At 72.6% G+C, this 23,130-nt stretch carries 19 protein-coding genes; 9 read left to right on the top strand and 10 right to left on the bottom strand.

Annotated features, from left to right (window positions below; genetic code table 11):
• Positions 1-61: 61 nt before the first annotated feature.
• Together ACZ45Z_RS05085 and iolC are read right to left on the bottom strand one after the other, a co-directional pair.
• The gene (locus tag ACZ45Z_RS05085; protein ID WP_468356270.1) at positions 62-949 is read right to left on the bottom strand and encodes a Cgl0159 family (beta/alpha)8-fold protein; all 888 of its coding nucleotides are present in this window, start codon (positions 947-949) and stop codon (positions 62-64) included.
• 80 nt (positions 950-1,029) lie between these two features.
• Positions 1,030-2,031: a 5-dehydro-2-deoxygluconokinase gene (iolC, locus tag ACZ45Z_RS05080; RefSeq protein ID WP_468356267.1), complete on the bottom strand. Its 1,002-nt coding sequence runs from the start codon at positions 2,029-2,031 to the stop codon at positions 1,030-1,032.
• Positions 2,032-2,302: 271 nt separating this feature from the next.
• Here iolC and ACZ45Z_RS05075 point away from each other — a divergent pair, with 271 nt between their 5' ends.
• The 3 genes from ACZ45Z_RS05075 (at position 2,303) to ACZ45Z_RS05065 (ending at position 4,734) form a co-directional block, all read left to right on the top strand.
• Positions 2,303-3,223 carry a sugar phosphate isomerase/epimerase family protein gene (locus ACZ45Z_RS05075; protein ID WP_468356264.1) on the top strand — a complete coding sequence of 307 codons (921 nt, stop codon included), beginning with the start codon at positions 2,303-2,305 and terminating at the stop codon, positions 3,221-3,223.
• A 48-nt stretch (positions 3,224-3,271) separates the two neighbouring features.
• Positions 3,272-4,291, top strand: coding sequence for a Gfo/Idh/MocA family protein (locus ACZ45Z_RS05070; protein WP_468356261.1), 1,020 nt, complete (start codon positions 3,272-3,274; stop codon positions 4,289-4,291).
• Between the two features lie 236 nt (positions 4,292-4,527).
• The gene (locus tag ACZ45Z_RS05065) at positions 4,528-4,734 is read left to right on the top strand and encodes a helix-turn-helix transcriptional regulator (RefSeq protein ID WP_468356258.1); all 207 of its coding nucleotides are present in this window, start codon (positions 4,528-4,530) and stop codon (positions 4,732-4,734) included.
• A gap of 142 nt (positions 4,735-4,876) precedes the next feature.
• On the opposite strand, the gene ACZ45Z_RS05060 is transcribed toward ACZ45Z_RS05065, so the two are convergent.
• A complete protein-coding gene (locus tag ACZ45Z_RS05060) occupies positions 4,877-5,929 on the bottom strand; it encodes a LacI family DNA-binding transcriptional regulator (protein ID WP_468356255.1) in 1,053 nt (350 codons plus the stop codon).
• A gap of 156 nt (positions 5,930-6,085) precedes the next feature.
• Between ACZ45Z_RS05060 and ACZ45Z_RS05055 the strand changes: the two genes are divergently transcribed.
• The gene (locus ACZ45Z_RS05055) at positions 6,086-7,096 is read left to right on the top strand and encodes a Gfo/Idh/MocA family protein (RefSeq protein ID WP_468356252.1); all 1,011 of its coding nucleotides are present in this window, start codon (positions 6,086-6,088) and stop codon (positions 7,094-7,096) included.
• Here ACZ45Z_RS05055 and ACZ45Z_RS05050 read toward each other — a convergent pair.
• Entirely contained in the window at positions 7,057-8,001 is a 945-nt protein-coding gene (locus tag ACZ45Z_RS05050) for a DedA family protein (RefSeq protein ID WP_468356249.1), read from the bottom strand. The genes ACZ45Z_RS05055 and ACZ45Z_RS05050 overlap by 40 nt on opposite strands.
• 187 nt (positions 8,002-8,188) lie before the next feature.
• Between ACZ45Z_RS05050 and ACZ45Z_RS05045 the strand changes: the two genes are divergently transcribed.
• Complete coding sequence (locus tag ACZ45Z_RS05045; RefSeq protein WP_468356246.1) at positions 8,189-8,470, top strand: heavy-metal-associated domain-containing protein; 282 nt, start codon at positions 8,189-8,191, stop codon at positions 8,468-8,470.
• A gap of 558 nt (positions 8,471-9,028) precedes the next feature.
• Here ACZ45Z_RS05045 and ACZ45Z_RS05040 read toward each other — a convergent pair.
• The 5 genes from ACZ45Z_RS05040 to ACZ45Z_RS05020 all read right to left on the bottom strand — a co-directional run bounded on the left by ACZ45Z_RS05040 (position 9,029) and on the right by ACZ45Z_RS05020 (position 16,159).
• Positions 9,029-10,318: a citrate synthase gene (locus tag ACZ45Z_RS05040; protein ID WP_468356243.1), complete on the bottom strand. Its 1,290-nt coding sequence runs from the start codon at positions 10,316-10,318 to the stop codon at positions 9,029-9,031.
• Positions 10,319-10,493: 175 nt separating this feature from the next.
• On the bottom strand, positions 10,494-12,704 hold the full coding sequence (gene recD2 / locus ACZ45Z_RS05035) for an SF1B family DNA helicase RecD2 (RefSeq protein ID WP_468356240.1): 2,211 nt from the start codon (positions 12,702-12,704) through the stop codon (positions 10,494-10,496).
• A gap of 268 nt (positions 12,705-12,972) precedes the next feature.
• Entirely contained in the window at positions 12,973-13,875 is a 903-nt protein-coding gene (locus ACZ45Z_RS05030) for a sugar phosphate isomerase/epimerase family protein (protein WP_468356237.1), read from the bottom strand.
• Complete coding sequence (locus ACZ45Z_RS05025; protein ID WP_468356234.1) at positions 13,872-15,011, bottom strand: dihydrodipicolinate synthase family protein; 1,140 nt, start codon at positions 15,009-15,011, stop codon at positions 13,872-13,874. Before ACZ45Z_RS05025 ends, ACZ45Z_RS05030 begins: the two co-directional genes overlap by 4 nt.
• A complete protein-coding gene (locus tag ACZ45Z_RS05020) occupies positions 15,008-16,159 on the bottom strand; it encodes a Gfo/Idh/MocA family protein (RefSeq protein WP_468356231.1) in 1,152 nt (383 codons plus the stop codon). Before ACZ45Z_RS05020 ends, ACZ45Z_RS05025 begins: the two co-directional genes overlap by 4 nt.
• A gap of 157 nt (positions 16,160-16,316) precedes the next feature.
• On the opposite strand from ACZ45Z_RS05020, the gene ACZ45Z_RS05015 reads away from it, so the two are divergent.
• From ACZ45Z_RS05015 to ACZ45Z_RS05000, 4 genes are all read left to right on the top strand, one after another.
• Positions 16,317-17,405 carry a LacI family DNA-binding transcriptional regulator gene (locus ACZ45Z_RS05015; protein WP_468356228.1) on the top strand — a complete coding sequence of 363 codons (1,089 nt, stop codon included), beginning with the start codon at positions 16,317-16,319 and terminating at the stop codon, positions 17,403-17,405.
• 26 nt (positions 17,406-17,431) lie between these two features.
• A complete protein-coding gene (locus ACZ45Z_RS05010) occupies positions 17,432-18,478 on the top strand; it encodes a bifunctional helix-turn-helix transcriptional regulator/GNAT family N-acetyltransferase (RefSeq protein WP_468356225.1) in 1,047 nt (348 codons plus the stop codon).
• 180 nt (positions 18,479-18,658) lie between these two features.
• Positions 18,659-19,510, top strand: a complete 852-nt coding sequence (locus ACZ45Z_RS05005; protein ID WP_468357347.1) for a sugar phosphate isomerase/epimerase family protein — start codon at positions 18,659-18,661, stop codon at positions 19,508-19,510.
• A 158-nt stretch (positions 19,511-19,668) separates the two neighbouring features.
• Positions 19,669-21,513: a glycoside hydrolase family 3 protein gene (locus ACZ45Z_RS05000; RefSeq protein WP_468356222.1), complete on the top strand. Its 1,845-nt coding sequence runs from the start codon at positions 19,669-19,671 to the stop codon at positions 21,511-21,513.
• Between the two features lie 86 nt (positions 21,514-21,599).
• On the opposite strand, the gene ACZ45Z_RS04995 is transcribed toward ACZ45Z_RS05000, so the two are convergent.
• Positions 21,600-23,021: a S28 family serine protease gene (locus tag ACZ45Z_RS04995; protein ID WP_468356219.1), complete on the bottom strand. Its 1,422-nt coding sequence runs from the start codon at positions 23,019-23,021 to the stop codon at positions 21,600-21,602.
• Positions 23,022-23,130: the final 109 nt, after the last annotated feature.

The raw sequence follows: 23,130 nt of genomic DNA, 5'->3' as shown, positions 1-23,130 counted from the left end.
GGCGGCCAGGACGGGCTCCGGGCAGGCCCCGGACGGGTCCCTGACAGGCTCCGGACGGGCGTCAGAGGAGTCCGACGGCGGTGTCGACGGCGGCGGCCACGTCGCCGTCGGCCGGGTAGAGCAGGGAGCGGCCGACGACCAGGCCCTGCACGGTCGGCAGCCGCAGGGCCTTGCGCCACTTCTCATAGGCGGCCTCCTGGTCCCGGACGGTCGTGCCGACGTCGCCGCCGAGGAGGACGGTGGGCAGGGTGGAGGTCTCGCAGACCCGGGCCATGGCGTCGGGGTCGTCGGTGACCGGGAGTTTCAGCCAGGTGTAGGCGGAGGTGCCGCCGAGGCCGGAGGCGATGGCCACGGCGCGGGTGACGGCGTCGGCGCTGAGGTCGTTGCGGACCGTGCCCTGGATCCGGCGGGAGAGGAAGGGCTCGACGAAGGTGGGCAGTTCGCGTTCGGCCATCGCGTCGATGGTGCGGGCGGTGGTCTCCAGTGTGGTCAGCGAGCCGGGGTCGGTGTAGTCGATGCGCAGCAGGAGCTTTCCGGCGTCGAAGCGGAGCCGGGCGAGGTCCTGGGGGCGGTGGCCGGTGAACCGGTCGTCCATCTCGAAGGCGGCGCCCGCGATGCCGCCGCGGTTCATGGAGCCGATGACGACCTTGCCTTCGAGGGCGCCGAGGAGCAGCAGGTCCTCCAGGATGTCGGCGGTGGCGAGGACGCCGTCGACGCCGGGTCGGGACAGCGCGAGGACGAGGCGTTCGAGCAGGTCGAGGCGGTTGGCCATGGCCAGTTGCCGGTCGCCGACGGCGAGCGCGCCGCGGGCCGGGTGGTCGGCGGCGACGATCATCAGCCGCCCGCTGTCGCCGATGAGCGGCCGGCGGGTGCGGCGGGCGGCGGCCTCGGCGACGGCTCGCGGGTGGCGGGCCCGCAGCGTCGCGAGGTCACTGATCCGAGGGGTCACGGCGTAACTCACCTTCTGGGGTGCGCGGGTGGGGCGGGCGGGGGAGCGCGCGGCCGGGAGCGTCACCGGCTTCCGCGGCGTCACCGGCTCGCGAGGAAGGTCTCGACCTCGTCGGCCGTGGGCATCGCGGAGGAGCAGGCGAGCCGGGAGGCGACGAGGGCGCCGGCGGCGTTGGCGTAGCGCATCGTCCGCTCCAGTTCCCAGCCGCCGAGCAGACCGTGGCACAGGGACCCGCCGAAGGAGTCGCCGGCGCCGAGGCCGTTGACGACCTCGACGGGGGTGGGCGGGACCTCGGCGGTGCGGCCGTCGCGGTGGACGGCGAGGACGCCCTTGGGGCCTTGTTTGATGACGGCGAGTTCGACGCCCATGTCCAGCAGCGCCTGGGCGCAGGCTTTGGGCTCGCGCAGGCCGGTGGCGACCTCGGCCTCTTCGAGGTTGCCGACGGCGACGGTGGCGTGCCGCAGGGCGGCTTCGTAGAAGGGGCGGGCGGCGGCCCTCGCGGCGGCGCCGGGCGCGCCGCCGTCCGGGCGGGCGCCGCCCTCGCCGCCCCAGAACATCGGGCGCCAGTCGAGGTCGAAGACGGTGGTGGCGCGCGCGGGAGCGTCGGCGCGGGCCTCAAGGGCGGCGAGGGTGGCGCCCCGGCTGGGTTCCTCGCACAGCCCGGTGCCGGTGATCCAGAAGATCCGGGCGGCGCGGACGGCGTCCAGGTCGAGTTCGTCGGGGTGGATGACCAGGTCGGGGGCTGTGGGGCGGCGGTAGAAGTAGAGCGGGAAGTCGTCCGGGGGGAAGATCTCGCAGAAGGTGACGGGGGTGGGCAGGCCGTCCACCGGTGTCACCCAGCGGTCGTCCACGCCGAAGTCGCGCAGGGCCTGGTGGAGGTAGTCGCCGAACGGGTCGCGTCCGGTGCGGGTGATCACGGCGCAGCGGCGGCCGAGCCGGGCCGCGGCGACGGCGACGTTGGTGGCGGAGCCGCCGAGGAACTTGCCGAAGGTCTCCACCTGGGCCAGGGGCACGCCGGTCTGGAGGGGGTAGATGTCCACTCCGATGCGGCCCATGGTGATCAGGTCGTACGGCTCGCTCATGTGCGCCCCTTCGGGTCGGCCGGCGCGGCGGGTTCGGTGGGTCGGGCTGTGAGCACAGGTCTAACCGGCAAGCTCAGACCCTGTCAACAATTTGTCCTTACATTCTGACGTCGAAGGGAGGTCGGACGTGAAGACTCTGGAGTAACAAAGTCCTTAAGTCCTTATGTCAGGACGAAGTCTTGACACTCTTTGGGGTGCCAGCCAGGCTGTGCCCCACCACCCGCACCAGCGCCTCCCGGTCACCGCCGACCGGCGAGAGGAGAGCCGCAGCATGTCCGCACCCCGTGCCGTCGCGCCCGTTCTGGACCGTCTCCGGGTCGGTTCCGCCCCCGACTCCTGGGGAGTGTGGTTCCCCGACGACGAGCGGCAGGTCCCCTGGCGGCGCTTCCTGGACGAGGTCGCGCGGGCCGGCTACGAGTGGATCGAACTCGGCCCCTACGGCTACCTGCCCACCGACCCGGCCGTCCTGCGCGAGGAGACCGCCCGCCGCGACCTGAAGGTCTCGGCCGGCACGATCTTCACCTCGCTGCACCACGGCCCCGGCGTGTGGGACGCCACCTGGGCGCACGTCAGCGAGGTCGCCACGCTCACCCGGGCGATGGGCGCGCGCCACCTCGTCGTCATCCCCTCCTTCTGGCGGGACGACAAGACCGCCGAGGAGATCGAACCGCGCGAGCTGACCGTCGAGCAGTGGAAGCACCTGACCACCGGCATGGAGCGGCTGGGCAAGCGGGTCCAAGACGAATTCGGTCTGGACATCGTCGTCCACCCGCACGCCGACACCCACATCGACACCGAGGAACACGTCGAGCGCTTCCTCGACGTCACCGACTCCGACCTGGTCAACCTCTGCCTGGACACCGGCCATTACGCCTACTGCGGCGGCGACAGCGTGAAGCTGATCCGCACCTACGGCGAGCGGATCGGCTACCTCCACCTCAAGCAGGTCGACCCGGACGTCCTCGCCGAGGTCACCGCCGAGGGAACGCCCTTCGGGCCGGCCGTCCGGCAGGGCGTGATGTGCGAACCGCCGCTGGGCGTGCCCGCGCTGCCGCCGGTCCTGGAAGCCGCCCAGGAGCTGAACGTCGACCTGTTCGCCATCGTCGAGCAGGACATGTACCCCTGCCCGCCCGACCAGCCGTTCCCCATCGCCGAGCGCACCCGCCGCTTCCTGCGCTCCTGCGGCGCCTGACCCGCCGCGCACCGCACTCCCCCGCACGCAGCCAAGGAGAGACATCTGATGAGCGAGCAGCACCCCCTCGGTGTGGCGGTCATCGGCACCGGCCGGATGGGCGCCGATCACGTACGCCGGATCAACGACGTGATCAGCGGAGCCCGGGTGGCGGCGGTGGCCGACCTCGACGCGGACCGGGCCAAGAACCTCGCCGCCGGCATCGAGGGGTGTACCGCCTACACCGATCCCGCCGCCGCCATGGACGACCCCGGTGTCCACGCCGTCCTGATCGCCTCGCCCGGCCCCGCCCACGAGGCGGCGCTGCTGGACGCGTTCGCACGCGACCTGCCCGTCCTGTGCGAGAAGCCGCTCACCCCGGACCGGGCCTCCGCGCTGCGCGTCCTCCAGGCCGAGCAGCGGGTGGGCCACCGCCTGGTCCAGGTCGGCTTCATGCGCCGCTACGACGCCGGCTACCGCACCCTGAAGTCCCTCCTGGACCAGGGCGCCTACGGCCGGCCGCTGATGCTGCACAACAGGCACCGCAACGCCGACACCCCGCCCGGCTTCACCAACGCGATGATGATCCAGGACTCGGTCGTGCACGAGATCGACGTCACCCGCTGGCTGCTGGACGAGGAGATCACCGCGGTGCGGGTGCTGCGCCCCACGCCCTCCGGCAAGGCCCCCGAGCAGCTCAGCGACCCTCAACTGATCCTCTTCGAGACCGCGGCGGGCCACGTCGTGGACACCGAACTGTTCGTCAACTGCGGCTTCGGCTACCAGGTGACCTGCGAGGCGGTCTGCGAGGGCGGCACCGCCCGGATCGGCGACGACCACGGCGTGTTCGTCAACACCGCCGGCAAGTGGGGCGGCGCCATCACCCCCGGATTCGTCGAGCGCTTCGAGGAGGCGTACGACCGGCAGGTGCAGCACTGGGTGGACGCCACCCGGCGCGGCGAGGTCGAGGGCCCGAGCTGCTGGGACGGCTACGCGGCGGCCGCTGTCTGCGAGGCCGGCGTGCGCGCCCAGTCCACCGGCAAGCGCGTCACCGTCGACCTCATCGAGCGCCCCGAGCTCTACCGCTGACGCCCGCGCCGCCCGCCGCCCGGACCGCTGTCCCGCCCCCGTCACAGCGGTCCCGCCGGCGTCACGACTGTCACCATTTCACGGGCCTTCCGTCACAGTCGGTCAACAGTCCCTCGCTGACGATCAACCGGCCTCGTTCACCGGGCACAGGGTGAGTGATCACCAGCCGTCCGCAGCGCACATCGCCGGCTCGCCCCGGGCCGCCCCTGCGGACGGCTCTCAGGAGGTGCGCAGAGATGACCGACCGAAGGCTCTGGTCGTACAAGGAAATCGCCGCACATATCCAGGTGCAGCCCGACACCGTGCGCTCGTACCGCAAGCACGGCCTGTTGCCGGAACCGGACCTCGTGGAGGGTGGCAGACCGTACTGGTTCGCCGACACCGTCAGAGCCTGGGTGGCCCGCCGCCCCGGTCACCGGGGGCGGCGCGACCGGGCGGAATAGGCCGCCCCCGACGCCACCGCACAATGCCCTGATCCGCCCACCCGTCCCCTGATTTCCGGCCTCGCGCCCGTCCCGGCGCGGGGCCTTCGTGCTGCGGTCTGCTCCGACCGCCGGACCGTCGGACCGTCGGACCGCCGGTTCGCTAGCCGGACCTCGGGGGCGCGGCCGACCCCCGGATCTCCACTGAGGGAGCGACCAATTGGCGGCCGGCCGGGGTATCGGGCCGGGCCATCCGCTCCAGCAGGCAGCGGGCCGCGCGGCGGCCGACCTCGTGGCTGGCGTTGTTCACCGAGTTCAGCCAGAGGTGTCTGATGCGCGCGAGGTAGGTGTTGTCGTAGCCGACGAGGGAGAGAGCGGCGGGCACCTCAAGTCCCAGCTCCCGGGCGGCGGACAGCGCGCCCACGGCCGAGACGTCGTTGAACGCGAAGAGGGCGGTGGGACGCTCCCCGCCCCGCGCGGGACTCAGCAGCCGGACGGCGGCGCGGTAACCCCCCTCCTCCGTTCCGTCGCCCGCCTCGACCACCGCGTCCCCGGCCAACCCGTGGGCGGCCAGGGCGGCTTCGAAACCGCGTCGGCGCAACTCGCCGACCAGGCCCTGCCCGGCGATATGCGCCAGGCGGCGATGACCGAGGCCGATGAGGTGTTCGGTGGCCAGGCGGGCGCCGCGTTCGTCGTCGTTGGCGACGAGATCGACGCGCGGCAGGCGGGGCTCGTGGTTGCCGGCGATGACGGTCGGCAGCCGCTCGGCGACCTCGGCGAGACCGGCGGTGTCCGGCAGCGTGCCGACGACGACGAGCCCGTCGACCCGCAGTTCCTGGAAGGCGCGGGCGAAATCCTGGCCGGCTCGCCGGTCGAGCCGCTCGTCGGCCATCAGCATCCGCAGGCCGTGCGCGTGCAGCACCTCGTTCAAGCCGTCGAGGACGTCGGCGAACCAGGGGTTGCGCATGTCGTTCAGCAGCACCCCGACGGTGTGCGTACGGCGCGCGACGAGACTGCGGGCGGCGGCGTTCGGCCGGTAGCCCAGTGCGTCGATCGCGTCGAGGACCGCCCGCCGCTTGGTGTCGCTGACCCGTGGCGATCCCTGGAGGACGAGGGAGACAAGGGATTTGGAGACGCCCGCGCACTCGGCGACCTGGCGAATCGTCGGCGGCCGGTCCGCGGCCGCTCGTTCGCCGGGCTCTTTGGACCGTTCCATGCAGCGGAATCCTGCCATCGGCCCCGGTCGGCGTCAACGCGGCCTCCTGGAAGGCCGGCAGTCATTGACAGGCGGCCCCACGGACATGCAGGGTTTCGTCCACGCCGGGTATTGGACCGTTCCAATTCCCTGTGTCGCCCCCGGAAAGGAACCGACATGAAGATCGGCCTGATCGGCACCGGCCGCATCGGCGCGTTCCACGCCGAGACCCTGCGCGCCCTGTCCGGCGTCACCGACGTCGTCGTCGCGGACGCCGACCCGGCGCGCGCCGCCGCCCTGGCGGACGCCCTCGGCCTGCGGGCCACATCGAGCGTCGAGGACATGTACGCGGACGGCGTGGACGGCGTGGTGATCACGGCCGCGACCAGCGCGCACGCGCCGCTGATCCACCAGGCCCTGGACGCCGGGGTGCCGGTGTTCTGCGAGAAGCCGGTCGCCCCGGACATCGCGGGCACCCTCGGCGTGGTGGAGCGGGCGCGGGCCGGGACCGTGCCCGTACAGATCGGCTTCCAGCGGCGGTTCGACGCCGGCTACCGCGCCGCCCGAGCCGCGCTGCGCTCGGGCGAACTCGGCCGGCTGCACACCCTGCGCGCCTGCACCGGCGACCGGACGCCGCCCCCGGCCGGCTACCTGCCCACCTCCGGCGGCCTCTTCCGGGACTGCGGCATCCACGACTTCGACATCCTGCGCTGGCTCACCGGCCGCGAGATCGTCTCGGTCTACGCCCAGGGCGCCAACCGCGGGGCCTCCTACTTCGCCGACGCGGACGACGTCGACACCTGCGCGGCGCTGCTCCGCTTCGACGACGACACCCTGGCCACCGTCACCGCCACCCGCTACAACGGCGCGGGCCATGACGTACGGCTGGAGGTCTGCGGCTCCGAGGGCACCCGGGTCGTCGGTCTGGACGATCGCGCGCCGCTGCCGTCGGCGGAGGCGGAACTGTCGTGGCGGCGGTCGGCCGCGCCCTACGCCACCTTCATGGAACGGTTCCACGCCGCGTACGTCACGGAGTTGGGCGTCTTCACCGAGGTCGCCGCGGGCCGCGCCCCCAATCCCTGTCCGCCCGAGGAGGCCCTGGAGGCCCTCTACGTCGCCGAGGCGTGCGAACGCTCCCGCCGCACCGGTCAGCCGGTCCCGGTCGCGGACCTCCGGGCCGCGCGGTAGCTCTTCGCGGCGACCGGTGGCGGGTGGTCCGTGGCGCCGGCGCACAGCACCTTCCGCGCCGGCCTCGATCGAGAGCCGGCCGCTTGTGCCGGACAGGCCCGCCGACCGGGCCCGTCTCGGGCGGCCGGGCCCTCGCAGCCGCCGGAGCCGCCGTCCTCGCGCCTCTCCGCCTCGCCGCCGGTCTCCGCGCCGGGCTCCCCGCCCGCCGCCGCCTGCGGCCCGGGTGCCGCGTCCGCCTCTTCGCCGGCCTGTTCGCCGGCCTCCCTCCTCGGCGCCGCGCCCAGCCCCTTTCCCTGGCGCCGTCCCGGCCCGCCCGGCGAATCCCCCTCCTCCCCGCCGTCCCCGGCCGGCGGTCGCAGCTCGTGGCGGCGGCTGGCGCGCTGGATGAGACTGGCCGCGGTGGCCACCGCGGCCGAGACGGCCAGGCCGATACCGGCGGCGTAGAAGGGGTTGCCCGCCGCGGCGCTGCCGACGAAGCCGAGGCCGACCGAGTACGTCGCCCACACCACCTCGGCGACGCCCGCGCCGAGGGCGAACCTGCGCAGCGGATAGTGCAGCACACCGGCGGCCAGCGCGCCGACGATGCGCCCGCTGGGCAGGAACCGTACGGCGATCACGAACGGCACGCCGTAGCGCTCGATCCGCCGCGAGGTCCACTCCAGCAGCACCCGGCTGCGCTCCCGGCGCCGCATCCAGGCCCGTACGGGGCCGCCGAACCGCCGGGCGACGAGATACATCAGCACGTCCCCCGTCATCGCGCTGCCGGCGACGACCAAGAGGATCAGGGGGAGCAGTTCGTGGTGCCGGGAGGCGAGGACGCCGGCGGTGACGAGCAGGGCGGAGTTGGGCACCAGCGGCGGCAGGGTGGTGAGCGCCAGCAGGCCGTAGAGGGCGAGTGCGTCCATCCGGCCGCCTCCTCGGATCCGCCCCGAGCCCGTAACCCAAGGCTGACGCGTGGCGGGGCGCACGGCAACGCGGACGGGCGGGGAATCGGGGGGCGACTCCGCTTGGATTCATACCCCCTAGGGGTATAGTCTCGAATCCGAGTCGAGGATTGTCGAGACCCCACCCCGGCACCACAAGGAGAGACCCATGGCCGAGAACAGCTCCTGCTGCAACCCCGAAGGCTCCTGCCACTCCGGCGGCGAAGCGCAGGCCGGCGAGGTGACCACGACATACCGGGTCACGGGCATGACCTGCGGCCACTGCGAGGGTGCCGTGACGTCCGAGATCAAGGAGATCGCCGGGGTCAGCTCGGTGCGGGCGGAGGCGGCCACCGGCCTGGTGACGGTCACCTCTCAGGCGCCGCTCGACGAGGAGGCCGTGCGCGCGGCCGTCGACGAGGCGGGCTACGAGCTGGCGGGCCGGGCCTGATCGCCCGCCGCCCCTCGGGCGCGGACCGGCTCACCCTCGGCGGGGCGGTCCGCGCCTCATCCGTCGCGGGCCGCGCGCCTACCTACGCGAACAGCCCGCAGGGGCACGAACATTCACATAGCTCTTACAACTGACACAACACCCATACCTCGGGGCCGCGATCTGCAAATCGTGGCCCTTGACCGTATTCGCCCTCATATGGCAAGAGACCCAGATCACACTCATCCGAACGTAACCATTGAGGGGGGTCGCGAGTCTAACCGGGCAGTGCAGGCACCCCGGCGGGGCTTGCATCGCAACTGCCGTGCCGATCTTGGGGGATCGTGCTCGGCGACGCGTGGCCGGGGCGACGCGCCCGGGGAGCTTTGAGCGGCCCTCCCGAACGTGCGCGTCCCGGCAGATCGCGGGTGCGACCCGAGAACGCCCGGACGGATCCCGTGGGGGGAATCCGACCCGGGACATGGGAAGCGCCCCGCACTCCGGACCCGTGGGGGGATCGGGAGGCGGGGCGCTTTCTTTTTGCCGCTTCTCGCCGCGACCGGTCGGCGCTGCCGGGCTCTAGCGCTGCTCGACCGGGACGAAGTCGCGCTCGACGACGCCGGTGTAGATCTGGCGCGGGCGGCCGATGCGGGAGCCGGGCTCCTTGATCATCTCGTGCCACTGGGCGATCCAGCCGGGCAGCCGGCCGAGCGCGAAGAGCACGGTGAACATCTCGGTCGGGAAGCCCATGGCCCGGTAGATCAGGCCGGTGTAGAAGTCGACGTTCGGGTAGAGCTTGCGCGAGACGAAGTAGTCGTCGGAGAGCGCGTGCTCCTCCAGCTTCAGGGCGATGTCCAGCAGCTCGTCGGACTTGCCGAGGGCCGACAGGACGTCGTGCGCCGCCGCCTTGATGATCTTCGCCCGGGGGTCGAAGTTCTTGTAGACGCGGTGCCCGAAGCCCATGAGCTTCACGCCGTCTTCCTTGTTCTTCACCTTGCGGATGAAGGTGTCGACGTCGCCGCCGTCGCGCTGGATGCCCTCCAGCATCTCCAGCACGGACTGGTTGGCGCCGCCGTGCAGGGGGCCCCACAGGGCGTTGATGCCGGCCGAGATCGAGGCGAAGAGGTTCGCCTGCGAGGAGCCGACCAGGCGCACGGTGGAGGTCGAGCAGTTCTGCTCGTGGTCCGCGTGCAGGATCAGCAGCTTGTCCAGGGCGCTGACCACGACCGGGTCGAGGTCGTAGTCCGCCGCCGGCACCGAGAAGGTCATCCGCAGGAAGTTCTCGACGTACCCGAGGTCGTTGCTCGGGTAGACGACCGGGTGGCCGACCGACTTCTTGTACGCGTACGCCGCGATGGTCGGGAGCTTGGCCAGCAGCCGGATCGTGGAGATGTGGCGCTGCTGCTCGTCGAACGGGTTGTGGCTGTCCTGGTAGAAGGTCGACAGCGCGCTGACGACCGAGGACAGCATCGCCATCGGGTGGGCGTCCCGCGGGAAACCGTCGTAGAAACGCTTGACGTCTTCGTGCAGCAGGGTGTGGTAGGTGATGTCCTGCTTGAAGTTCGCCAGCTCATCGACGGTGGGCAGCTCGCCGTTGATCAGGAGGTACGCGGTCTCGACGAACGTGCTGCGCTCCGCGAGCTGCTCGATCGGGTAGCCGCGGTAGCGCAGAATCCCTCGTTCACCATCGAGATAGGTGATCGCGGATTTATACGCGGCGGTGTTGCCGTAACCGGAATCCAGGGTCACCAGACCGGTCTCGGCACGCAGCTTCGAGATGTCGAAGCCCTTGTCGCCGACACTGCTGCCGACGACCGGGTAGCTGTATTCGCCGTCCCCGTAACGCAGTACTACAGAGTTGTCGCTCACGTCATCCCTCACCGACGTTGTGCCTCTTCTTCGAGGTGCCCTGACTGCCTATACCTTCCCCCATTTGGACCTTGGATGTGCACTCGGGGTCGGCCATAGGGCCTCATCGCGGCACTCAGTGCCGCCTGAGTGGCCCATCTTGCTCTCCTTCTCGCCGATGCGGAAAGGGGCGGGGTCACAGCGCGCCGGCGAGCCGGTGATCGAGCGCCGTGCACCGCCGACCGGCGGATACCGTGCGTACGGCCTGCCCCAGAGCCCTTCGGGAGCCGACCAGGACCACCAGTCGTTTCGCCCTGGTCACGGCGGTATACAGCAGATTGCGCTGCAACATCATCCAGGCGCCGGTGGTGACCGGAATCACCACCGCCGGATACTCACTACCCTGCGAACGGTGGATCGTCACGGCGTAGGCGTGAGCGAGTTCGTCCAGTTCGTCGAAGTCGTAGGGGACCTCCTCGTCCTCGTCGGTGAGGACCGTCAGCCGCTGTTCGTCGGCGTTCAGCGCCGTGACCACACCGACGGTGCCGTTGAAGACGCCGTTACGGCCCTTTTCATAGTTGTTCCTGATCTGGGTGACTTTGTCACCTACACGGAAGACCCGGCCGCCGAAACGGCGCTCCGGCACGTCGGGACGGGCGGGGGTGACGGCCTGCTGGAGCAGGCCGTTCAGCGCGCCGGCGCCGGCCGGGCCCCGGTGCATCGGAGCCAGTACCTGCACGTCACGGCGCGGGTCCAGGCCGAATTTCGCGGGGATGCGGTGCGCCGCCACGTCGACCGTCAGCCGGCCGGCCTCCTCGGTGTCCTCCTCGGCGAAGAGGAAGAAATCCGGCAGCCCGGTCGTCAGGGGCGGGACGCCGGAATTGATGCGGTGGGCGTTGGTGACCACCCCGGACTGCTGGGCCTGGCGGAAGATCCGCGTCAGCCGCACGGCCGGGACCGGGCCGCCGGGGGCCAGCAGGTCGCGCAGCACCTCGCCGGCGCCCACCGACGGCAGTTGGTCGACGTCCCCGACGAGCAGCAGATGGGCGCCGGGCGGGACCGCCTTGACGAGCTTGTTGGCGAGCAGCAGATCGAGCATGGACGCTTCGTCGACCACCACCAGATCGGCGTCCAGGGGGCGGTCCGCGTCGTAGGCGGCGTCCCCGCCGGGCCTGAGCTCCAGGAGGCGGTGGACGGTGGAGGCGTCGGCGCCGGTCAGCTCGGAGAGCCGCTTGGCGGCCCGGCCGGTGGGGGCGGCCAGCACCACCTTGGCGTTCTTGGCGCGGGCCAGCTCGACCACCGAGCGGACCGTGAAGGACTTGCCGCAGCCGGGGCCGCCGGTCAGGACGGCGACCTTCCGCGTCAGCGCCAGGCGCACCGCCGCCTGCTGCTCGGGCGCCAGCTCGGCGCCCGTACGCCGCGCGAGCCAGGCCAGCGCCTTGTCCCAGGTCACGTCCTGGAACGCCGGCATGCGGTCCTCGTCCGTGCGCAGCAGCCGGGCCAGCTTGCCGGCGAGCGAGAGCTCGGCGCGGTGGAAGGGCACCAGATAGACGGCGGTGACGGGCACGCCGTCCTCGCCGCCGGGCACCTTCTCGCGCACCACGCCCTCGGGGTCGGCGGCCAGCTCGGCCAGGCAGTCGATGACCAGGCCCGTGTCGACCTGGAGCAACTTCACCGCGTCGGCGATCAGTTGTTCCTCGGGCAGGAAGCAGTGGCCCTGGTCGGTGGACTGCGACAGGGCGTACTGGAGGCCGGCCTTGACGCGCTCGGGGCTGTCGTGCGGGATGCCGACGGACTGGGCGATGCGGTCGGCGGTAAGGAAGCCGATGCCCCAGACGTCCGACGCCAGGCGGTAGGGCTGGTTGCGGACGACGGAGATGGAGGCGTCGCCGTACTTCTTGTAGATCCGCACGGCGATGGAGGTGGAGACGCCGACGCCCTGGAGGAAGACCATCACTTCCTTGATGGCCTTCTGCTCCTCCCAGGCCGCGCCGATCATCTTCGTCCGCTTCGGGCCGAGCCCGGGCACCTCCACCAGCCGCTCGGGCCGCTGCTCGATGATGTCGAGGGTGTCCGTGCCGAAGTGCTCGACGATGCGGTCGGCGATCCTGGGGCCGATGCCCTTGATCAGACCGGAGCCCAGATAGCGCCGGATGCCCTGGATCGTGGCGGGCAGGACGGTGGTGTAGTTCTCGCACAGGAACTGCTTGCCGTACTGCGGGTGGGAGCCCCAACGCCCCTCCATGCGCAGCGACTCGCCCGGCTGCGCGCCGAGCAGCGCGCCGACGACGGTGAGCAGATCGCCCGCGCCGCGGCCGGTGTCGACGCGCGCGACCGTATAGCCGCTGTCCTCGTTGGCGTAGGTGATCCGCTCCAGGACCCCTTCCACCACGGCTGGGTTGACCATGCCCCGACCGTACCGCCGAGGTCTGACAACGCGCCCCGGACCGCTGGACGAGGGGCCGGGGCCCGCGCCGCGCCGGGAACCTCATCGAGGGGCCCGTACGCTGCCGGGCCCCTCGATTCCCCCTCCGCGCCGGTCCCCGGATCCCCCCGGATCCTCCCCTCGCGGGACCGACGCCAGCTATGACTTCCGCGGGCCGCCAACGGTTGTGCGTATCCGCTGAGTTATTTTCCGCTCACGGCACGTACGGCCCGGGGCGACGCGTTCGGCCTCAGCTCACATGGGCGCGGAAACGGGACACGACCTCGGCCAGGACCTGTGCGCCGTCCCGCTTCCACAGCGCCGGGTTGAAGATCTCGACCTCGATCGGCCCGCGATAGCCGGCCGCGTCCACCCGCTCCCGGAACCACCGCAGGTCCACCGATCCGTCGCCGAGCCGGCCGCGCCCCAGGAGGACGCCTTCGGGCAGGGGCGTGATCCAGTCGGCCAACTGGAACGCCGCGATCCGCCCGCCGCTCCCGCCGGCGGCCCCGGCGCGGCCGATCTGCGCGCCGACCGTGTCGTCCCACCACAGGTGGTAGGTGTCCACGACCACCCCCACCCGGTCGGCGGGGAACCGTTCGGCGAGATCGAGCGCCTGGGCGAGCGTGGAGACCACGCACCGGTCAGCCGCGTACATCGGGTGCAGCGGTTCGATCGCCAGCCGTACGCCCCGCTCGGCGGCGTACGGGGCCAGCTCGGCGAGCGCGTCCGCGACCCGCTCGCGGGCGCCGGGCAGGTCCCGGCTGCCGGCCGGCAGTCCGCCGGAGACCAGGACCAGGGTGGCGGTGCCCAGGAGCGCGGCCTCGTCGAGGGCGGCGCGGTTGTCGTCGAGGGCGGCGGCGCGCTCGGCCGGGTCCACCGCGGTGAAGAACCCGCCGCGGCACAGGCTGGTGACGCTCAGCCCGGCGTCCCGCATCAGCCGGGCCGCCGCGCCGACGCCGTACTCCCGCACCGGCGCGCGCCACAGGCCCACGCCCCGTACGCCCGCCCGCGCGCACCCGTCCGCCAGCTCGGGCAACGACCACTGCTTGATCGTCTCCTGATTGAGGCTCAGCCGCTCCAGGAGCGCGTCGGCGGCCGTCCCGTTCCCGAGTGCGCCGGCGGGTGTCCGGCTCCTGGTCGCGTCCGTCATGCGGCCACCCCGTGGACGGCGAGCAGCCGCCGCATCCGGTGGGCGGCGCGCTCGGGGTCGGGGAACAGGCCGAGCGCGTCGGCCAGTTCGTGGGCGCGCCGCAGGTGGGGCAGCGAGCGGGCCGACTGGAGGCCGCCGACCATGGTGAAGTGCGTCTGGTGGCCGGCGAGCCAGGCGAGCAGGACGACCCCGGTCTTGTAGTAGCGGGTGGGTGCCTGGAAAAGGTGCCGGGCGAGTGCGACGGTCGGGTCCATGGCGGCCCGGAAGCCCTCGGTGTCCCCGGCGTCCAGCAGGCGCACGGCGTCGGCGGCCAGAGGGGCCAGCGGGTCGAAGACGCCCAGCAGCGCGTGGCTGAAGCCGTGGGCGTCGCCCGCGATCAGTTCGGGGTAGTGGAAGTCGTCGCCGGTGTAGCAGCGCACGGTCGCGGGCAGCCGGCGGCGCAGCCGCACCTCCCGGCCGGCGTCCAGGAGGGAGACCTTGACGCCGTCCACCTTGCCGGGATGGTCGGCGATGATCCGCAGGAAGGTGTCCGTGGCGGTGTCGAGGTCCGCGCTGCCCCAGTAGCCGTCGAGCGCCGGGTCGAACATGGGGCCGAGCCAGTGCAGGATGACCGGGCGGGTGGTCTGGCGCAGCAGGTGGCCGTAGAGCTCCTCGTAGTCGGCCGGTCCGGCGGCGGCCGCGGCCAGGTGGCGGGACGCCATCAGGACGGGCCGGGCGCCGGCGTCCTCGACGAGCGCGAGCTGCTCCTCGTAGGCGGCCCGGACGTCCGCCAGGGTGGCGCCGGCGGGCGGGAGTTGGTCGGTGCCCACTCCGCAGGCCAGCGGGCCGCCGACGGCCCGCGCCTCGGCGGCGGAGCGGCGGATCAGCTCGGCGGCGGCCGGCCAGTCCAGGCCCATCCCGCGCTGCGCGGTGTCCATCGCCTCGGCCACTCCCAGGCCGTGCGACCACAGGTGGTGGCGGAAGGCGAGGGTGGCGTCCCAGTCGAGGGCGGCCGGGCCGTCGGGGGTGGTGTCGGCCAGGGGGTCGGCGACCACGTGGGCGGCGGCGAAGACGGTACGGGAGGCGGCGGGGGCGCCGTGTCGGGTGCGGCCGGGGGCGGTCGGGGTGCCGCCGCCGGAGGGGTCCGGCGCCGTCACAGCGTCAGCTCCGGTACGTCCAGGCGGCGGCCGCGCGCCGAGGACTCGGCGCCCAGTGCGGCGAGCTGCACGCCACGGGCGCCGGCCAGCAGGTCCCAGCGCCACGGCTCGTCGCGCACGACATGCCTCAGGAACAGCTCCCACTGCGCCTTGAACCCGTTGTCGAAGTCGTCGTTGTCGGGGACTTCCTGCCATTGGTCGCGGAACGGCTCGGAGGCCGGGAGGTCCGGATTCCAGACGGGTTTGGGGGTGCTCGCGCGATGCTGGACGCGGCAGCCGCGCAGCCCGGCGACGGCGGAGCCCTGCGTGCCGTCCACCTGGAACTCCACCAGCTCCTCGCGGTGCACCCGCACCGCCCAGGAGGAGTTGATCTGCGCGACGACGCCGCCGGCCAACTCGAAGATGCCGTACGCGGCGTCGTCGGCGGTCGCCTCGTAGGGCGCCCCGGACTCGTCCCACCGGCGCGGGACGTGGGTGGCCAGGTGGGCCTGGACGGTCCTGACCGGCCCGAACAGCTCGTGCAGCACGTACTCCCAGTGCGGGAACATGTCGGCGGCGATGCCCCCGCCGTCCTCGGCGCGGTAGTTCCAGGAGGGGCGCTGCGCCGACTGCCAGTCCCCCTCGAAGACCCAGTAGCCGAACTCGCCGCGTACGGACAGGACCCGGCCGAAGAAGCCGCCGTCGACCAGGCGGCGGAGCTTGCGCAGGCCCGGCAGGAAGAGCTTGTCCTGGACGACGCCGTGCTTGACGCCCGCGTCGCGGGCCAGCCGGGCCAGGTCCAGGGCGCCGGCCAGGCTGTCGGCGGTGGGTTTCTCGACGTAGAGGTGTTTTCCGGCGGCAATCGCTTTCTTCACGGCCTCCGCACGGGCGGCGGTGGCCTGGGCGTCGAAGTAGATGTCGATCGTGTCATCGGCCAGTACGGCGTCGAGGTCGGTGCTCCACTCCGTCAGGCCGTGGCGTTCGGCCAGCGCCCGCAGCTTGTGCTCCGCGCGGCCGACGAGCACCGGTTCGGGCCAGATGACCGTGCCGTCGCCCAGGTCGAGGCCGCCCTGTTCGCGCAGGGCGAGGAGGGAGCGGACCAGATGCTGGCGGTATCCCATGCGGCCGGTCACGCCGTTCATGGCGATGCGTACGGTCGTGCGTGTCACGCCGGGCCTCCCTCACTCGTGGCTGCGGAAATCCAGTAAGCGCTTTCTACCGCCAGGGACGCTAGCCTGCGCCTCAAGACACGGACAAGAGGCGGGACATGACCATTACGGGGAACGTGGGGAGTACGGGGAACGTGACGGGCTCGGGGTGCGGGCGATGGGTGTGACGCTGGCGGACGTGGCGGTGCGGGCCCGCGTCTCGGCGGCCACCGTCTCGCGGGTGCTGGCCGGCAACTATCCGGTCGCCGAGAGCACCCGCGCCCGGGTGCTGCGGGCCGTCGAGGAGCTGGAGTACGTCGTCAACGGCCCGGCCAGCGCCCTCGCCGCGGCCAGCTCCGACCTGGTCGGCGTGCTGGTCAACGACATCGCCGACCCCTTCTTCGGGCTCATCGCCGGCGCCGTCCAGGCCGAGCTGAGCGGGGCTGGGGGCCCGGGCGGCGAGAAGCTGGCCGTGGTGTGCACCACGGGCGGTTCACCCGAGCGCGAACTGAGCTGCCTCACCCTCCTCCAGCGGCAGCGGGCGGCCGCGGTCGTCCTGACCGGCAGCGCCTCCGAGGACGCCGACGACGCGCACGCGCTGTCCGCCCGACTGGCGCGGCTGGCGGCGGCGGGCACCCGGATCGTGCTCTGCGGCAGGCCCGCGGGCGGCGCCTCCCGCGCGGCGGACACACCGCCCGGTGTCGTGCCGCCCGGTGTCGTGCCGCCGACCACCCTGGCGTTCGACAACCGGGGCGGCGCCGAGCGGCTGACCGCGTATCTCGCCGGGCTCGGTCACCGGCGCATCGGCTGCGTCGCGGGGCCGGCCGGGCGCACCACGACCGGTGAGCGCCTGGCGGGCCACCGCGCCGGGCTCGCCGCCCACGGCATCGAGGACACCCCGCGGCGCACCGTGCACGGCGCCTACGACCGCGCGTCCGGCTACGACGCGGCCGTGGAACTGCTGCGCCGGGACCCGGACCTGACGGCGATCGTGGCGGCCAACGACACCGCCGCGCTGGGCGTCTGCGCGGCCCTGCGGGACCGGGGGCTGCGCGTCCCCGAGGACGTGTCCGTGGCCGGTTTCGACGATCTGCCGTTCAGTGTGGACGCCGCGCCCGCGCTGACGACCGTCCGGCTGCCGCTGCGGGAGGCCGGGGCGCGGGCCGGGCGGCTGGCGACGGGGCGCGAGGAGCGGCCGCCGGGCGGACTGGCGACACTGCCGGCGGAATTGATAGTGCGCGGATCGACCGCCGTGGCCTATCCTTGACTCAGTCAAGGGTCAGGGGGTCCGTGATGGCGGACAGGTCGACGGCCGCGCAGGCGGCAGGGGCCACGGGCGGGACGACATCCGGTGCGGGCAGCGGCGGGGCGGCCGATCCGGCCGTCCGTGAGCTGCGCGGGTTCAACCGCTTCTACACCAACCTCATCGGCGCGCTGGACTACGGCCGGCATCTCTACACCCCCTTCACCCTCACCGAGGCGCGGGTGCTCTACGAGGTGGCCCATCAGGAACGGGTCGACGCCGCGGACCTGCGGGCCTCGCTGTCGCTGGACGCCGGGTATCTCAGCCGTCTGCTCGGCAAGTTCGAGGACCGCGAGCTGATCGTCCGCGGCGCCTCGGACCGCGATCCGCGCCGCCAGCGCATCACCCTGACCGAGGGGGGCCGGGAGGCGGCCGGACTGTTGGAGGCCCGCTCCCAGGAGGCCGTCGGATCGCTGCTGGAGCGGCTCGGTCCGGCGGAGCGTGCCCGCCTGGCGGCGTCGATGCGCACGATCCGCGGCCTGCTGGACCCCGACCGCACCGACGGGGACGCCGCGACCGCCTCCCCCGCCGCCCCCGAAGTCACGCTGCGCACCAGCGCTCCCGGCGACCTCGGCTGGATGGTGGAGCGCAACGCCGCGCTCTACGCCGCCGAGTACGGCTTCGACCTGCGCTACGAGGCGCTGGTGGCCCGGATCGTCGCGGAGTACGCCGAAGGCTTCGATCCCCGGTGGGACCGCACCTGGATAGCCGAGACGCGCGGCGGGGCCGGGCCGGGCGCGCGGGAGAGGGTCGGGGCGGTGATGTGCGTGCGGGACGGCCGTCCCGGCGTCGCCCGGCTGCGGCTGCTGCTGGTGGAGCCCGGCGCGCGGGGGCTCGGTGTGGGCCGCCGCCTGGTGGAGACGTGCGTCGGTTTCGCGCGCGAGGCGGGGTACGCGGAGATGGTGCTGTGGACCAATTCCGTGCTGAGCGCGGCCCGGAGCGTCTACGAGCGCGTCGGGTTCGAGCTGACCGGCGAGACGGCGCACCGGAGTTTCGGCCAGGACCTCGTCGGGCAGGACTGGCGTCTGGTCCTGTGAAGGCTCCGGTCCGCCCGACGGGCGGACCGGAGGATGCGGGGCGGCATGCGCGTCGGCGGGGCGCGCCCGGAGACGGAAGGCGGCGGAGACGGCGGCATGGGCGGCACCAGCGGTATGAGCGACGGCGGTGGCCTGGGCGCCACCAAGGGCACGAACGCCACGAACGGCGGCGGGGGTCCGGTGCGGTTCGCGTTCTCGACCCTCGGGGTGCCGGGGATGCCGTTGCCCGACGTCCTGCGGCTGGCCACCGACGCCGGCTACCACGGCGTGGAGTTGCGCGCCCATCCCCAGGAGCCGGTGCATCCGCTGATCGGGGCGCGCGAACGGGCCGCGGTGCGCGAGCGGTTCGCGCGGGCGGGCGTCGAGATCCTGGCCGTCGCCGGATACGCCCAGGTCGCCGCGGCCCGGGACGAGACCGGCGAGAAGGAGCTGGCGCACGAGCTGAGCGAGCTGGTGCTGCTGGCCGCCGATCTGGGGGCGCCGTTCGTCCGGGTCTTCCCCGGTGGCGGGGACCGGCCGGCCGCCGAGGCGGACGCGGATGCCGCCCGCCGGCTCGGGGCGCTGGCCCCGCTCGCCGCCGAGCGGGGCGTGCGGGTGCTGCTGGAGACCCACGACTCGCACCGTACGGGCGCGGCGGCCGCCCGCGTCCTGGGCCCGGTGGGGCATCGCCGGATCGGCGCGCTCTGGGACGTACTGCACACCTGGCTCGGCGGCGAGGACCCCGCCGACACCCATGCCGCGCTCGCCCCGTATCTGGGCTACGTCCAGGTCAAGGATGTCGCCTCGGCCGAGGACACCACTCCCCTGCCGCTCGGCGCCGGCAGCCTGCCGCTCGCCGCGGCCCTGGCCACGCTCGGCAGCGGTCCGGCCGGCGCCGCGGAGGGCCCGGCGGACGGCCCGGAGCCCGGCCCCTGGATCTGCTGGGAGTACGAAAAGCGCTGGTATCCCGGGGCGGCAGAACTCCCCCCGCTCCTGGCGCCGGGCCGCGCCCACCTCGAACGCCTCCTGGCCGAGGCACCCACGACGACCTGACGGCCCCTCATCGAGCCCCCTCCCACACCCCGCCCGCTCCCGCAATCCCTGGGCGCCACCACGCTCCGCGTCATTGACCGGCAATAGTTTTCCGGCTATCCGTGTCTCCTTGGAAGTTTCCTTCACTTCGCCGAGGAAGCACTCCGGAAGGAGCGCACATGCACTCCAGACGTACCGTCCTTGCCACCGCTGCCGCCGCTGCCGCCGCCTGCGCGGCGGGCACCGCCGCCGCCAACGCCGGAGATCCCGCTCCCGGTCCCCGGCCGGTCCCCGCCGTCCCGCCGCCCTCCGCCGCCGTCACGGCCCGGCTGCGCAGGCTCATCTCCCGTATGACGCCGGAGGAAAAGGCCGGCCAGCTCTTCGTGATGCGGGTCTTCGGGCATTCCGCGACCGACCCCGACCCGGCCGACGCCGCCGCGAACCAGAAGGAGATCGGGGTCGCCAACGCCGCCGAACTGATCGCCACCTACCACGTCGGCGGCATCATCTACTTCGGCTGGGCGCACAACACCCGGGAACCGCACCAGATCGCCGATCTCTCCAACGGCATCCAGAAGGCCGCCGCCGCCCAGCGCGTCCCCGTACCGCTACTGATCTCCACGGACCAGGAGCACGGAATAGTGGCCCGTATAGGAGCGCCCGCCACCCTCTTCCCCGGGGCGATGGCGCTCGGCGCGTCCGGCTCCCGCGACGACGCCCGCACCGCCGCCCGGATCGCGGGCGAGGAGCTGTACGCGATGGGCGTCCGGCAGAACTACGCGCCGGACGCGGACGTCAACGTCAACGCGGCCAACCCGGTCATCGGCGTGCGGTCCTTCGGCGCCGACCCGCAGGCCGTGGCCCGGATGGTCGCCGCCGAGGTGAAGGGCTATCAGGCCGCCTCGGTCGCGGCGTGCGCCAAGCACTTCCCCGGGCACGGCGACACCGACACCGACAGCCATGTGGGGCTGCCGTACATCCACCACAGCACCGAGGAGTGGGAGCGGCTGGACGCGCCGCCCTTCAAGGCGGCGATCGCGGCCGGCATCGATTCGATCATGACGGCGCACATCGTCGTCCCCGCCTTCGACGCGAGCGAGGACCCGGCGACCCTCTCCCGGCCGATCCTCACCGGCCTCCTGCGCGAACGGCTGGGCTACGACGGCGTGGTGGTGACCGATTCACTCGGCATGGAGGGCGTACGGGTGAAATACGGCGACGCCCGGGTGCCGGTCCTCGCCCTCAAGGCGGGCGTCGACCAGTTGCTGAACCCGCCCGACCTGGCCCTCGCGCACGCCGCCGTCGTCACGGCGATGCGGGAGGGGGAGCTGTCCGAGCGGGAGATCGACGCCAAGCTGCTGCGCATCCTGCTGCTCAAGGAGCGGCGCGGCCTGTTCGCGGACCCGTACACCACCCATCGGGCGGTCGACCGGGTGGTCGGTACCCGCGCCCATCTGACGACCGCCGACCGGATCGCGGACCGCACCACCACACTGCTGCGCAATGACGGCAGCGTCCTCCCGCTCTCCCGCCGCCGCGAGCGGGAGGTGCTGGTGGTGGGCGCGGACCCGGCCGCGCCGTCCGGCACCGGCGGCCCGCCCACCGCGGTGCTGGCGCGCACCCTGACCGAGCTGGGCTTCACGGCCACCGCGCTGTCCACGGGCACGGCGCCGACGCAGGAGGCGATCGACCGGGCGGTGGCGGCGCTCGGGGAGCGGGACGCGGTGGTGGTGGCCACGTACAACGTCTCCGCCGGTTCGGGGCAGCGGCGGCTGGTCGCCGCCCTCCTGGCCACGGGCAAGCCGGTGGTGCAGTTGGCGGTCCGCAATCCGTACGACATCGCCCACCTCGACGGCGTCAGGGCGGGCCTGGCGAGCTATTCGTGGACCGATGTGGAGCTGCGGGCTGCGGCGCGGGTGATCGCCGGGCAGCGGGAGCCGGTGGGCAGGCTGCCGGTCCCGGTGATGCGCGCGGACGCCCCGGCCACCGTCCTGTTCCCGGTCGGGCACGGCCTGGGGTACTGAGGGCAGGGTGCCCGTGACACGCAAGGGCGGCGCGCTCCCCTCGCAAGGGGGGCGCGCCGCCTCGTTCGCCGGTTACCGGGGCCGGGTCACGGCCGCAGCAGCGGCATCCGCCGGATCTCCTGCTTGTCCAGCTTCTTGTCGTACGGGGCCTGCGGGGTGGCCTGGCCGTTGGCGGGGACCTTGACGCCGGCCCAGTCCAGGAGCTCGTCGGTGGCCTTGGCGCGGTCGGCTTCCTTCAGCTTGGCGATGTTCGAGCCGTGGTTGCCGCCGGGCACCGTGAAGACGTAGGAGTCCCGCGCGCCCTTGCCGAGCTCGAAGTGCTCCGAACTCCACGGGTCGTACTGGCCGTTGACGAACATCATCCGGTTGGCGTGGTGCCGCACCCAGCGGTCCACGTCCGGCATGGCGCGCGTGTCGAAGCGCATCTCGATGTCCTTGGGCACGAACGACCGGGAGTTGTTGATGCCCGGGTACTTCAGCAGGTCGGAAAGCTGCGGGTAGCCGTAGCCGGGCTCACCGAGCTGGGTGCCCGCCTGGTAGTAGTACGGCGTGTACGGCTCCATGCCCTGGTCGGTGTAGCTGGAGAAGCCGCCGACCTCGTCCATCCACTTCCACAGGTCGTCCGTGGAGACGGTCGGCTTGGGCACCTGCGCACAGGCGGTGGCGGCCGGCTGGTACTGCCAGAAGCCGAAGACCAGGTCCGTGACCATGACTTCGTAGGCCCGGTCGGCGCTGCCGACGGTCTTGAAGGTCTGCTTCTCCTTCTCGGCCCACTTCTGGAAGCGGTCGACCATCTCGCCGCGGCGCACCAGGGCCTCGCGCTCGATGGCGGCGAGGTCGGCGCGGCACTGCGCGGTCCCGACGGTCTTGAAGAACCGGTCGTAGGCCGAGTCCTCGTCGTTGCGCACGTCGTTGGGCGCGACGTAGGCGACGGTGCCGTTCATGTCGTGCGGGAAGAAGCGGCGGTAGTACGTCGCCGTCATGCCGCCCTTGCTGCCGCCGGTGGCGATCCAGTTCTTGCCGTAGACGCGGTGCAGGGCCTTGAAGAGCCGGTGCTGGTCGTTGGCGGCCTGCCGGATGTCCAGCTTCTTCCAGTCGGTCGGCGCGGGCCGCGACGGCGTGAAGTAGCGGTATTCCAGGGAGACCTGGTTGCCGTCGATGATTTTCGTCGGCTCGCTGCGGGAGGCGTTGGTGTTGACGTTGTAGCCGGAGGTGAAGAACACCGTCGGGCGGTCCACCGACTTGTGCAGCAGGGTCAGCCGCTGCTGGAAGGTCCCCCGGGACGGGTGGCGGTGGTCGACGGGCTGGGTGTAATTCAGGACGAAGTAGCGGTAACCGTCAACCGGTTTCTCTTCTATGAGACTCATGCCCGGTATCGCGAGGATCCGGTCCTTGATGTCCGTGGTTTTCGGCTCGGCGGCGGTGGCCGCCCCTGCCGACGCGCCGCCGACTCCTACCGTGCCGATGAGCACGCCGAGCGAAAGCAGGCATCTGATGGCCTTGCGCATGCACCCTCCCCTTGGGATGACAAAGGTCGGGCTGAACCTATCCGTGCGCCGGGGCCGCCACCAGCCCCCTTTGTGCGATCACCGGACGCTATCGGGGGGCCGGCGGCGC

The sequence above is a fragment of the Streptomyces sp. NPDC031210 genome, assembly GCF_055570395.1.
The sequence above is the reverse complement of the archived record's forward strand: the minus strand, read 5'-3'. Positions and strand labels throughout refer to the sequence as shown.

What these genes read in the sequence shown, in the direction of transcription:
- ACZ45Z_RS05000 (WP_468356222.1), top strand. Translation starts at nt 19,669, where the DNA reads ATGCACTCCAGACGTACCGTCCTTGCCACCGCTGCCGCCGCTGCCGCC.
- ACZ45Z_RS05070 (WP_468356261.1), top strand. Translation starts at nt 3,272, where the DNA reads ATGAGCGAGCAGCACCCCCTCGGTGTGGCGGTCATCGGCACCGGCCGG.
- ACZ45Z_RS05045 (WP_468356246.1), top strand. Translation starts at nt 8,189, where the DNA reads ATGGCCGAGAACAGCTCCTGCTGCAACCCCGAAGGCTCCTGCCACTCC.
- recD2 (WP_468356240.1), bottom strand. Translation starts at nt 12,704, where the DNA reads ATGGTCAACCCAGCCGTGGTGGAAGGGGTCCTGGAGCGGATCACCTAC.
- ACZ45Z_RS04995 (WP_468356219.1), bottom strand. Translation starts at nt 23,021, where the DNA reads ATGCGCAAGGCCATCAGATGCCTGCTTTCGCTCGGCGTGCTCATCGGC.
- ACZ45Z_RS05015 (WP_468356228.1), top strand. Translation starts at nt 16,317, where the DNA reads ATGGGTGTGACGCTGGCGGACGTGGCGGTGCGGGCCCGCGTCTCGGCG.
- iolC (WP_468356267.1), bottom strand. Translation starts at nt 2,031, where the DNA reads ATGAGCGAGCCGTACGACCTGATCACCATGGGCCGCATCGGAGTGGAC.
- ACZ45Z_RS05060 (WP_468356255.1), bottom strand. Translation starts at nt 5,929, where the DNA reads ATGGAACGGTCCAAAGAGCCCGGCGAACGAGCGGCCGCGGACCGGCCG.
- ACZ45Z_RS05075 (WP_468356264.1), top strand. Translation starts at nt 2,303, where the DNA reads ATGTCCGCACCCCGTGCCGTCGCGCCCGTTCTGGACCGTCTCCGGGTC.
- ACZ45Z_RS05030 (WP_468356237.1), bottom strand. Translation starts at nt 13,875, where the DNA reads ATGACGGACGCGACCAGGAGCCGGACACCCGCCGGCGCACTCGGGAAC.
- ACZ45Z_RS05050 (WP_468356249.1), bottom strand. Translation starts at nt 8,001, where the DNA reads ATGGACGCACTCGCCCTCTACGGCCTGCTGGCGCTCACCACCCTGCCG.
- ACZ45Z_RS05010 (WP_468356225.1), top strand. Translation starts at nt 17,432, where the DNA reads ATGGCGGACAGGTCGACGGCCGCGCAGGCGGCAGGGGCCACGGGCGGG.
- ACZ45Z_RS05065 (WP_468356258.1), top strand. Translation starts at nt 4,528, where the DNA reads ATGACCGACCGAAGGCTCTGGTCGTACAAGGAAATCGCCGCACATATC.
- ACZ45Z_RS05055 (WP_468356252.1), top strand. Translation starts at nt 6,086, where the DNA reads ATGAAGATCGGCCTGATCGGCACCGGCCGCATCGGCGCGTTCCACGCC.